The organism is Pseudoalteromonas sp. S1609 (assembly GCF_005887255.1).
Lineage (GTDB): Bacteria > Pseudomonadota > Gammaproteobacteria > Enterobacterales > Alteromonadaceae > Pseudoalteromonas.
Window position 1 is genome coordinate 1 of the sequence record NZ_PNDJ01000125.1, and the last position, 313, is coordinate 313.

A 313-nucleotide genomic window follows, 5' to 3' on the forward strand; every position below is an offset into this window, starting at 1 on the left:
GCTTCAAGTTGCGCCATTTTACGCGCTTCGCGTACAACACGACGCATCGCCGTACTAAAATTGTGAATTGTCGCAAAGCTTTCTTGGCCATAGCGTCTAAACGCACTCACTTGCTGACCTAGGCGGCTTTGCGATTTTATATTAATTACCGCACCCGCTAACACATCCCCCTCACTGCCTTGTGGTACAGCAATAGGTAAAATATCGGCAATAAAGTCTTCACCTGCCACTTCTACACGGGTAGTTTGCCCAAGTACTTCTTTGCCTTCTAACCAACGGGTAAAATTAAAACCTTTAAGTAAATTATTGATAT

Annotated in this window: 1 pseudogene; it reads right to left on the reverse strand. The window is 44.1% G+C overall.

Annotated elements, in window-relative coordinates:
* Positions 1-313: pseudogene (locus CWB76_RS19015) on the reverse strand (transcriptional regulator TyrR); the annotation flags it as partial.